9 protein-coding genes and 1 pseudogene are annotated in these 11,495 nt (G+C 51.1%); 9 read left to right on the forward strand and 1 reads right to left on the reverse strand.

Features of this window, described 5'->3' with window-relative positions:
- The first annotated feature begins 9 nt into the window (after positions 1–9).
- From MUB35_RS01055 to MUB35_RS01065, 3 genes are read left to right on the forward strand one after another with little or no spacing between them, the layout of a single operon-like run.
- Positions 10–1,839 carry a VirD4-like conjugal transfer protein, CD1115 family gene (locus MUB35_RS01055; protein ID WP_103732275.1) on the forward strand — a complete coding sequence of 610 codons (1,830 nt, stop codon included), beginning with the start codon at positions 10–12 and terminating at the stop codon, positions 1,837–1,839.
- Positions 1,840–1,897: 58 nt separating this feature from the next.
- Positions 1,898–2,152, forward strand: a complete 255-nt coding sequence (locus tag MUB35_RS01060) for a glutamyl-tRNA amidotransferase (protein WP_103732282.1) — start codon at positions 1,898–1,900, stop codon at positions 2,150–2,152.
- A 35-nt stretch (positions 2,153–2,187) separates the two neighbouring features.
- Positions 2,188–3,027, forward strand: coding sequence for a hypothetical protein (locus MUB35_RS01065; protein WP_103732274.1), 840 nt, complete (start codon positions 2,188–2,190; stop codon positions 3,025–3,027).
- Positions 3,028–3,575: 548 nt separating this feature from the next.
- Here MUB35_RS01065 and MUB35_RS01070 read toward each other — a convergent pair.
- Positions 3,576–3,953: a hypothetical protein gene (locus tag MUB35_RS01070; protein ID WP_054350534.1), complete on the reverse strand. Its 378-nt coding sequence runs from the start codon at positions 3,951–3,953 to the stop codon at positions 3,576–3,578.
- A 106-nt stretch (positions 3,954–4,059) separates the two neighbouring features.
- Here MUB35_RS01070 and MUB35_RS01075 point away from each other — a divergent pair, with 106 nt between their 5' ends.
- The 6 genes and pseudogenes from MUB35_RS01075 to MUB35_RS01100 all read left to right on the forward strand — a co-directional run.
- Entirely contained in the window at positions 4,060–4,434 is a 375-nt protein-coding gene (locus tag MUB35_RS01075) for a PrgI family protein (RefSeq protein WP_054350535.1), read from the forward strand.
- Positions 4,418–6,736, forward strand: a complete 2,319-nt coding sequence (locus tag MUB35_RS01080) for a VirB4-like conjugal transfer ATPase, CD1110 family (protein ID WP_103731932.1) — start codon at positions 4,418–4,420, stop codon at positions 6,734–6,736. The genes MUB35_RS01075 and MUB35_RS01080 overlap by 17 nt, the downstream gene beginning before the upstream one ends.
- Before the next feature lie 77 nt (positions 6,737–6,813).
- Positions 6,814–7,596 (forward strand): DUF6674 family protein, encoded by a 783-nt coding sequence (locus MUB35_RS01085; RefSeq protein ID WP_103731931.1) that lies wholly within the window; start codon positions 6,814–6,816, stop codon positions 7,594–7,596.
- 44 nt (positions 7,597–7,640) lie between these two features.
- On the forward strand, positions 7,641–8,048 hold the full coding sequence (locus tag MUB35_RS01090) for a DUF6075 family protein (RefSeq protein WP_103731930.1): 408 nt from the start codon (positions 7,641–7,643) through the stop codon (positions 8,046–8,048).
- A gap of 16 nt (positions 8,049–8,064) precedes the next feature.
- On the forward strand, positions 8,065–9,582 hold the full coding sequence (locus tag MUB35_RS01095; RefSeq protein ID WP_054350537.1) for a lysozyme family protein: 1,518 nt from the start codon (positions 8,065–8,067) through the stop codon (positions 9,580–9,582).
- 725 nt (positions 9,583–10,307) lie between these two features.
- Positions 10,308–11,165 (forward strand): annotated as a pseudogene (locus MUB35_RS01100) (reverse transcriptase domain-containing protein); the annotation flags it as partial.
- Between the last annotated feature and the right edge of the window lie 330 nt (positions 11,166–11,495).

Consider the following 11,495-nt stretch of genomic DNA (forward strand, 5'->3'; position numbering starts at 1 on the left):
AGAGCAGATATGAGAAAGGATAAGGGTCAGGGTGTGCTCCTTGCAGCCCTGGGGATACTGCCGGTGCTGTGGTTCTCACTCCTTGCGGCACCTCATCTTAAGGGCGGGCTGTCCGGGATCCTAGCGGGATTGACCACAGCATTAGAGCATCCGGCCCAGATAAGATGGGTGGAACAGAGTCCGAAGACCGCGGTCTGTTTTCTGGGAGCCTATCTCATGGGCATTGGCATCTATCTGAGCACCCGCCGGAACTACCGGAAAGGGGAGGAGCACGGCTCGGCCAGATGGGGGAGCGCCCGGGCCATGGACCGGCGATACGCGGACAGGCAGAAAGAGAAGAACCGCATCATGACCCAGCACGTGTCCATCAGCTACAACAGCTATCGGCATAAACGCAACCTGCTGACCATGGTGGTGGGCGGGAGCGGTTCCGGAAAGACCCGGTATTACTGCCTGCCGAACCTGATGCAGGCCAACACCTCTTTTGTGGTGCTGGACCCCAAAGGGGAGAACACCAGGGCGACCGGGAACCTCATGAAAGCAAAAGGATATGAAATCCGGGTGCTGGACCTCATCAATATGGAGCGGTCACACTGCTATAACCCGTTTTGCTACCTGCGGACAGACCAGGATGTACAGCGGCTGGTCACAAACCTGTTCAAGGCCACCACACCCAAAGGGAGCCAGTCCAATGACCCCTTCTGGGACACTGCGGCCAGCATGCTCTTATCTGCCCTGATCTTTTATCTCTGGTATGAGGCACCGCCCCGGGAGCAGAACTTCCCCATGGTCATGGAGATGCTGCGGGCAGGGGAGGTGCGGGAGGATGATGACAGTTACCAGTCTCCTCTTGATGAGCTCTTTTCCAGGCTGGAGATGAAGGATCCGGAGCACATCGCAGTGAAATACTATAAGGACTACCATTCCGGTTCGGCCAAGACCCTGAAATCCATCCAGATCACCCTGGCGGCCAGGCTGGAGAAGTTCAACATCCCAAGCGTTGCGGGGCTGACCGCCACGGATGAGCTGGACCTGCAGCTCTTAGGGGAGAAGAAGATGGTCTTATATGCCATCATCCCGGACAACGACACCTCCTACAATTTCCTCGTGAGCATCCTGTACACCCAGCTCTTCCAGCAGCTGTTCTACCGGGCGGACTACGTGTACGGGGGAAAGCTGAAGGTGCCGGTCCACTTTTTGATGGATGAGTTCTGCAACGTCTCCCTGCCGGATGACTATACCAAGATACTGAGCGTCATGCGCTCCCGTGATGTGTCCGTCTCCATGCTGATCCAGAACGTGTCCGCTCTAAAGGCACTGTTTGAAAAAGACTGGGAGAGCGTCATCGGCTGCTGTGACGAATTTTTATACCTGGGGAGCAATGAGACGGCGGCCCATAAGCTCATCAGCGAGTCGTTTCTGGGGAAGCAGACCATCGACATGAACACCTATGGGAAGTCCACCGGGCACTCCGGCAGCTACTCGACCAACTATCAGATCACAGGCAGGGAGCTGATGACGCAGGATGAGCTGCGGATGCTGGACAACCGGTATGCCCTTCTCTTTATCCGGGGGGAGCGCCCGGTCATGGACCTGAAATATGACATCCTGAAGCATCCAAACGTGGATCTTACCACAAATGGGAAGGGAAAGCCGTACCGGCACGGGGAAGTGAAGAAAGCTTCGGCCAGCATCACCTTTGACGGCTGGCTCTTAGATACTACGGATCTTGATCTCTATGAGGAGGAGGCAGGGCAGTATGAACTTTTGAGTGAGGAGGAACTGGAACTTTTACTGGAGAAAACAGAGGAGGAGAAAGAACATGGACAAGAAGGATAGGAAAAGGAGGTACCCGGACCTCAGGAGACGATGGGTCATCCTTTTCTTTGCGGCAGTGATGCTGAGCGTCATCCCGGGAGCTGTGCCGGTGCTGGCATCCAATGACCCGTTACAGGTAGTGAACAATTTGAGTGATTTCATCTTCGGACTCATCCGTGCCATCGGGATGATCCTTCTGGGACTCGGTATCATGCAGATCGGGCTGGCCTTAAAGTCCCATGACCCGTCCCAGAGGGCGAACGGGTTCTTAACAATGGCAGGCGGTGTCATCATCACCTTTACCAAAGAGATCCTGGAGCTGATCACCGGGTAAGGGGATGACAAGAAGAGAGGAAAGGAGGCGGAGGGATGGAAACAGACAGCTGGATCGTCCAGAACCTGCAGAACGCCCTGAACACCTGGAACCATAAGCTGGCGGAGATCTGGACCATCATCACCCAGACACCGGAGGAATTCCGGGGCGGGAGGATCTGGACGGTCATACGTGACATACACGGGGCACTGCAGGCCATAGGCTATGCGCTGCTGGTCCTGTTCTTTGTTGTAGGTGTTGTCAAGACCTGCGGGAGCTTTGCGGAGGTCAAGAAACCAGAGCATGCACTGAAGCTCTTCATCCGTTTCGCCCTGGCAAAAGGGGCCGTGACCTACGGCATGGAGCTTATGACGGCCCTGTTCCGGATCACCCAGGGGATCGCAGGCTCCATCATGGCCTCTGCGGGATTTTCAGACCCATCGGAGACACTGCTCCCGGACAGCATCGTGGAGGCGGTGGAGGACTGCGGTTTCTTAGATAAGATCCCTTTGTGGGCGGTGACACTCTTAGGGAGCCTGTTCATCACGGTCTTATCGTTCATCATGATCTTGAGCGTATACGGCAGGTTCTTCCGGCTCTATATGTACACAGCCATCGGGCCGGTCCCTCTTGCCGCCTTTGCCGGGGAGCCGTCCCAGAACGTGGGGAAGAGCTTCTTAAAAGGGTACGCAGCCGTATGTCTGGAAGGGGCAGTCATCGTGCTGGGATGCATCATCTTTTCCATCTTTGTGGAGAGCCCGCCGGTGGTGGACAGTGATGCGGCTGCAGTGACACAGGTGTGGTCGTATGTGGGGGAATTGATCTTTGACATGCTGGTGCTCGTGGGTGCCATCAAGATGTCAGACCGGGTCGTGCGGGAGATGATGGGACTGTAGAGAGATCTGGTTCTGGATATCAGAAGTTACCGGATATCCTGTCAGCGGATAAAAAAGTGGGAATGATGAAAAACGTAATGGATGGATATGGATCGCTGCCAAAAGGTAATGTGCGGAATCCACACGCTGCGATCCGGGTTTTAAACCTATCGAGTTCGATAGGTTAAAAAAAGGCCGGAGATAATGCCTTTACATTGATACTACAGTAATGAAAAGGCAGCGAAGCCAATAGGGAGCATATCAAAATCAGAAACATGTGGAGAACTTATGCTCATTTCAAAGGAGGACGCATGGGAAAACCAAGGGGGCGGTCTGCCGGGAATGCGGAGAGGTATCTATTTATCTTGAAGACCCGGAAAGATTAAAAGGAATTGAGACATAAAAGGTTATATGAGAGAACTATTACAAGAAAAAAATGAAGAGAACACCAGATAACGCCCGGTCATCTGGTGTTTCGCATCTTCACCATATAGGATCAGAACTATGGTTTTGTAAAAGATAGAAGCAGGTCTCCTGCCTTTTTTCTATGTAGAAATTTAAGTTTGCTGTCAGATAACAGGCGTGTCATCATCGCAATAGCGCATATCACCATTGCCGTCAATGTAAACATCCGACATGCTGACACCCATCTGTCTGGCCCTGCCGATCTGCCAGGCGATATCTTCTTCCATGGCCCGGGCGCGCCGTCTGTCCTTTATGGCTTCGGCAAGGGAGGAAAACCAGCTGAGGATGGTGATCAGAACGAGCAGGCCTAAGATCCCCAGTGCCAGCATCTCATGGGCGGAGGCCCAGCGGTTCAGGACCGTAGAGATCGCGAGGAAATAGAGCAGGGGAATGGTCAGGCGCAGTTTTCCGGCGGCTTTAAAAGCAATGGAAAGCAGTAACATCAAACAGGTGATACCAAGAGACACAAGTGCGTACATCATAAGATCCCCTCCAATCAGATGTGTTTTTTCTTTTAGTATAAAGGAAGGCAGAGACCGGCGCAACTGTATCAGGACGGTATTGAAAAAATAGGATAGGAGAAGAACAGTGGAAGTAAAGATCAATAAGGAGATACGGGAATACACAGAGAACATGTTTTTTGGACTGTCCATGCGGCAGTTCTTTTTTTCTGTCCTGGCCTGCGGGGCAGCGATCAGTCTATACTTTTTTGCAAAGCAGTATCTATCAGATGAAGCGGTGAGCTGGATCTGCATCCTGGGGGCTCTGCCCTTTGTGTTCTTAGGGTTCTTCCGATACAACGGGATGACAGCGGAACAGTTCCTCTGGGCCTTTATAAAGTCAGAACTTTTGACCCCCAAGATCCTGGTGTTCCGTTCCGAAAATCTATACTATGAAGCACTGAAGCCCATGCGGAAGGCAAAAGAAAAGGAGGAGAGGAAGAAACATGATCAAGACGCTTAGGCAGGCAGTCCTGCAGGAAAAAGAGCGCTTCCGGATACCCCGGAGTGTCCAGCATCTGATACCCGCAGAACGGATCTGGCCGGATGGGATCTTCCTGTGCGGCAGGAAATACACTATGATGTACCGGTTCACGGATATCAACTATGCGGTGGCAGGAAAAGAGGATAAGAAGTCCATGTTCTTTGCCTGGTCGGATATCTTAAACTCCCTGGACTGCGGCGCCGCGGCGAAGCTCACGGTCTTTAACCGCAGGATAAACCATAAGGAGTTTGCTAAACGCATCCTGCTCCCCATGCGTGGGGACGCGCTGGATGGATACCGGGAGGAGATGAACCAGATCTTATCTGACAAGGTGCGGGGCGCAAATGGAGTCGTACAGGAAAAATATATCACTATCTCTGTCTGCCGGAAGGACATCCAGGAGGCACGGAACTATTTTGCCAGGACGGGCACAGACCTGGCGGGCAGGTTTGCACAGCTGGGATCCCAGTGCCTCCCTCTGGATGCGGCGGAGCGTCTCCGGATCTTGTATGATTTCTACCGGGCCGGGGAGAAGGAGGATTTTTCCTTTGATATGAGGACAGCCATGAAAAGAGGCCAGAGCTTCAAGGACTGCATCTGCCCGGAATCCTTTGAGCATGGGAGCGACTACTTCAAACTGGGCGCACGCTATGGAAGGGTGCTGTTTTTAAGGGACTATGCCAACTATATCAAGGACGAGCTGATGAACAAGCTGTCAGAGGTGAGCAGGAACCTGATGATGAGCATGGACATCATCAGTGTGCCCACGGACGAGGCGGTGAAGGAGGTGGAGAACCGGCTCTTAGGGGTGGAGACCAATATCACCAACTGGCAGCGCAGGCAGAACGCCAGCAATAACTTTTCCGCCATCATCCCCTACGACATGGAGCTGCAGAGGAAGGAATCCAAGGATTTTTTGAACGACCTGACCGTCCGGGATCAGCGGATGTTCTTCGGGGTCCTGACCCTTGTGCTGACCGCCGATACCAGGGAAGAGTTAGAAAGAGACACTGAGTCCATCCTGGCACTGGGCCGGACAAATATGTGCCAGTTCGCGATACTTCGGGAACAGCAGATAGAGGGGCTTAATACAGTGCTCCCTTACGGGATACGGAAGATCCACGCCCTGCGGACCCTGAACACAGAGAGCCTGGCTGTCTTCATGCCGTTCAATACCCAGGAGATCATGCAGGAGCGGGGCCTTTACTGCGGTGTCAACCCCATGTCCCACAACCTGATCCTTTTGGACCGGGGGAAACTGATGAACCCTTCCTGCTTTATCCTGGGCGTACCGGGGAGCGGAAAGTCCTTCCGGGCAAAACTGTTCATCATCCTGGTGGTGCTGGCCACAACAAAAGACCAGATCCTCATCTATGACCCGGAAGGGGAGTATGAGGCCCTGGTAGAAGCACTTGGAGGCGTGAGCCTGCCCATCGCTGCGGGAAGCTCCGTGAATCTGAACGCCATGGACATGGTGGCAGGGTACGGGGAAAAGAACCCGGTCATCGACAAATCCCAGTTCATCCTGTCTCTGTATGAAAGGATCAGCAAAGGTGAGCATGTGGGGCCCAGGGAAAAGAGCATCTTAGATCGCTGTGTGGAACAGGTATATAAGCAGAAGGAAAAATACGGCATCCTTCCGTCTCTGCCAGAGCTGCGCAAGATCCTGCTCCAGCAGCCGGAACAGCAGGCAAGGGACCTTGCCCTGATGCTGGAGCTGTTCACAGAAGGGTCTTTGAACATCTTTTCCCAGCCGACGAACATCAATCTGAAGAACCGCATCATCTCCTTCAATACCAGGGATATGGGGGAAGAATTGAAAGAACTGGGCCAGCTGGTCATCACGGACCATATGATCAACCGGGTGACCGTCAACTGGGAGCAGGGCATCCGGACCCACATCTTCCTGGACGAGTTCCACACCCTCCTGCAGCAGGAGTACAGCGCGAATTTCTTCGACAGTGCTTACAGGCGGTTCCGGAAGCGTGATGCCTGGCTGACCAGTATGACCCAGAACGTGGAATATATCCTGGACTCTGTAAAGACCAGGACCATGCTGTCAAACTCAGAGTTCATCGTCATGTTCAACCAGTCCGAACCGGACAGGAAGGAACTGGCAAAGCTTTTGCATATCTCAGAACAGCAGCTGGCTTTTGTGACGAACGCACAGGCCGGGAACGGCCTTCTGCGGGTAGGGCATTCCCTGATCCCGTTCGTGAGTGACTTCCCAAAGGACAGCAGCCTGTATGGACTGATGAGCACAAGCCCAAGGGAGGACTAAAGGTCAAAAGAAAGAAGATCGACAAATGAAAAAAGACAGGAGAGAGTGAGAGCTGACAGAAAGGGAGGATGAGGAAGATGGACACTATGCTGCAGGTACCGATCGGGGAAAATGGGCATCTGAAGGAATTCTTTGAGATGTGCAGACAGGGAGGTCTGTCAAAAGAAGGGCAGGAGATCGAACAGCTCCTGCTCGTCCTGGAAAACATGGAAAAGCAGTATGAGGCAGTGACAAGGGAGCTGCAGGAGGTAAAGGGAGAACTATCCAAAGTCAAAAACGGAAGTGTGAAAGGAAAGGCCCTGTCACTGATCCGGCAGACAGAGTCCTATGTGGAGGAGGGAAAGGAGCAGGCGGTGGCCATCAAAGGCCGGATATTAGCCAGCATCGAGAGAGCAGTAGAGCACGCAAAAGATACAGGGACTCTCTTGATAGCCCAGGCCATTGACCTGACGCGGATACCCATTGCACTCAAACGTCTGCAGATCCGACTGGAACGGTCAGTGGAAGGGACGAGGCAGGCCGGAGAACGGTTACAGCTCATAAAGAAGGAATTTACCTTTGCCAGGACCCATCTGAAAAATATAGGAAGGGCTGTAAGACATGAGGAGCTCCTGCAGCCTATAACATCGGAAGATAAGGGACGGATGACCGGTGCGGAACGGACGCTGAAGGGGATCGAGGAAAAGTTCTCTGCCATGGAGAAAAAGACAGGGCAGGCACTGGATAAACTCTGCACATTCAAAGAGCATCTGGGGAGACCGGAGGGAGGCAGGGATTCTGTAAAAGGGACCCTCAGAGAGATAAAACGGGAAAAAGAAACCCCGGACAAACGGGAGACTAAGGAAATGACGAGAGAGTAGAGCAGGCTTGAGGGGCCTGTTCTTTTTCGTGAAAGGAGGAACACATGGAAAAGATACGATTTGCAAGCAGGGAGCATGAGGCATTTTATGAGCAGATGCTTAAGAGATGCGGGAACCGGGATTGTTATCATCAGGCATTTTTTTATTGCCTGGGGATCGCAGCAGAGACAAGAGAGAATGTGGAGTCCCTGTTTGATCTTGACGAGGACTGCATCCGGTTTGAAGGCATGGAACAGGGATGGCAGACCAGCGGGAGCCGGCGCCTCTGCCGTCTGGCTTATAATCTCTGGAACGGGTATATAGAGGAAGGAGCGGAGCGTATGTCAACACCTTATGGGCTGTTTGACTGCAGCTATTCTCCTTATTTTATGGAGGCTGTCCGTATCCGGTATCCAGAATATTTCCGGGGAGACAGGACTTTGGCAGAGCTGCGGGAGAAACAGGGACGATAGAGAGAAGGAGAGGAGCATGGCGGATATAAGGACCAGAGAAAAAGTAAAGGATGTCCGGACCATCGACCGCCTGCAGGCAGCCACCCATCATGCAAAAGAGGGGTATGTACGCACAAAAGAACAGATGGCGGAGGAGGTCTCCGGCAGGGAATCCTCCCCTTCGGGATATGCCACGGATCAAATGGAAAGGGAAGTGGAAAGAGGTACGGAAACCGCTGTCCGAGAAGGAGCCAGAAGGGGCATGGCGGCCGTTTCTCTGACCTGGAAAAAAGTCCGGGATATGAAGGAGAGAAGGGAGGAGAAAACGGATACCAGTACGGATGGGACAGATGAAAAAAATAATGAATTTTTACCAAAGGAAACAGGGACAGATGCTTCTTCGGATATACCATTTGAAAGAGAGCAGGCAGGATGGGAGAGGTCGAGCCCAGCTAGGAGTAGCGGACATGACGAACAGGGGTCGGATACAGATCTCAGACAGAGGCAGTCAGCAGGACGTAACAGGATACAGGAAAGGACGGAGTCCGCCCGAAAGATCAGACAGTGGGATGAAGCGGAGGGAACAAAAGGCTGGAACAAAGGAGATGAGACCGGTCTCCTGCTTGATCAGGACGCAGAGACCGGAAAAGAGGGAAGGGAAAAGATCCTTTTTGGAAAAACAGGGGATGGAAAGAATGGATACAGAGACAGCAGGCTGTCAGGTATGAGGGAAGAGTCGTCCCTAAAACGGCAGGATGTCGTTGCCAAAAGGGACAGCTGGGTCCGTACAAAGGAACAGACGGGAAGAGATATCAAGGAACCTGCCCATGCGGCGGGGAACTGGAACCGGCCTTCCTTTAAACATATCTGGGGAGGCGGCAGGACAGTGAAGACGGGCGAGATCAGGGAAGGCATCCAGGCATCAGCCTGGGCGCTGCCGGACCATGCCGCTTTCAGGCAGAAGGCCTGGGCCGTGCAGTCCTATCAGGCTGCCGTCCGGAAGGGGGTACAGACAGCAGGAAAAAATACCCTTACCATCTCAAAGGGCATAGCTGCTGGGCTTCGGAAGACTGCGGCATCAGCCAAGGCGCTGGCAGAAGGAACAAAGGCCCTGGGCGGCCTGCTGTGGCCTGCCTGTAGTACCGCTGTCCTTATCATTCTGTTCATTGCTCTGTTCGGAGGCTTTTTTCTGACATCTGCAGGAAATGACCCGGAGGGGAATGGACAGACCGTAAGTCAGGAGATCATCGCCTACACACCTGTCATCACACAATATGCCCGGCAGTACGGCATCCCCCAGTTCGTCACAGCCATACAGGCCATGATGATGCAGGAGAGCGGCGGACAGGGGACAGACCCCATGCAGAGTTCCGAGTGTCCCTTTAACACACGATTCCCGAATTCCCCGGGAGCCATCACAGAGCCGGAATATTCCATCCAGGTGGGCATCCAGTATTTTGCTTCCTGCCTGCAGGAGGCTGCCTGTGAGAGTCCTATGGACATGGACCGGCTGAGCCTGGCGTGGCAGGGCTATAACTGTGTGAAACGTTCCTAGCTGAAAAGGCTAGGCAGACAGCAAGTGCTGTTTAGAACTATTACTTTGAGAAATCAAATGAGTGGGTAACGCCACAAAGGGTTTCCTCTAATACTCCGACATGCGGGAAAAGTTGATATTAACATGAACCGTATGAAGCTCGGTGAAGTCGGTTGAAAGTGACCGTAAAGCATTATCAAATGCTACGAAATCTGCTCAGAGGTGGGCGGTGTCACCCATAGACCGGGAGTCTATAAAATACTCATGGATAGAATGGGTTCGCAAAACTATTGGCGAGACGAACCTGACGAATCTCCGAATGTACGGGTCTATAACCCTAATGCACAGAAATGTGTATGCCACGTGCGTGGTGTCAGTGCGGACGAGTAAGATTAGTTGTTATGAAAATCCGTTTATTGTTAAAGGCAGTAACAAGCTGACAGGCTCAAAGGAGAATCCTAAAAGTATATGTAAAGATAAAAGTAATGGAACGTTGGAAGCTGCCAACATGGAGAAAATATCTTCTATGAAGTGGTTGAAAGGAAATCTTTTGTGAAAATAGCAGAAGTATAACTTTATTTATGGCAGTGAAAGCGGTGACATGGTACTGATGAAGCGTCTAACAAACGTGGAGGGACGGTCACTAGTCTATGAAAGATGTATCATTCATTCTTCTTAGTAAGTTGTTAGAATAAGGTTCTGGTGAGACTAAAAAGGGCAAACCTCAATTAAGGAGGAGCCAACTTATTAAAAAGACAAACAAACTAAGGTACGCTGAGTATTATGATATGCAGTCTAAATTAGACCAATTATATATGCAAAGCAAGAATGGAAATAACTTTTATAAGCTGACAAAGCTTATGGAAAGTGAAGAAAATATCCGATTAGCCTATCGGAATATAAAGAAGAACATGGGCAGTCATACTGCTGGTGTTGATGGAAAAACAATAGCTGACATCGAAGATTTGACAGTTGAGGAAGTTGTAACAAAAATACGGGAAATGTTCAAATGGTATGAACCTGAAAAAGTCCGAAGAGTGTATATCCCTAAACCTGATGGACGGAAACGACCGTTAGGCATTCCCGCTATATGGGACAGGTTATTCCAACAATGTATTCTTCAGATTTTAGAACCTATATGTGAAGCAAAATTTCATCCACACAGTTACGGATTCCGACCAAACAGAAGTGCTCATCATGCAATAGCAAGAGCAAATCATTTTATGAATAATAAAGGGAACGGATACCATTATTGTGTTGATATGGACATTAAAGGATTTTTTGATAATGTAAATCATGGAAAATTGCTAAAACAAATGTGGACAATGGGAATACGAGAAAAGAAACTGCTTTCCATAATTTCCACTTTATTAAAAGCAGAAATTATCGGAGAGGGTAAGCCGATAAAAGGAACACCGCAAGGCGGTATATTAAGTCCGTTATTGGCAAATATTGTGTTGAATGAACTTGACTGGTGGATTAGCAATCAGTGGGAAACAATCAAAACTATAAGAGAATATACAACACATAAGGGTGCAAGAAGAGCCTTGATGAGACAAAGGAAGAATCTAAAACATTGCTATATGGTTCGTTATGCCGATGATTGTGCGCCACGAAGGCGAGTCCAAGTAGCGTAGCTACTTGAAGACAGCTATGCTGTACAGATGATGGCGGAGGGCCCGCCGGAACCGCTATACAGGTGGAGGTTCCAAACCACCCTAAGGTGCTGTAGTCAAAAGCTATGGTATTGAGCGTTAGGGAAAAGGCAGATATAACTGTCAGGTGGGTGTGAAGGAGATGAATGAACATATAAACCGCTTACGGAAATGTCGAAAGCGTAGAGATTCCATCAAAACCAGGGGGTAGTCGTTAACCTGGGATAAGCCTGGAGGAAACCTGTTTACTGTCCAGGCGGTGGGCGGCATAAAGGCGGC

This window comes from Blautia sp. NSJ-175 (genome assembly GCF_022867815.1).
Taxonomy (GTDB): Bacteria; Bacillota; Clostridia; order Lachnospirales; family Lachnospiraceae; genus Blautia; species Blautia celeris.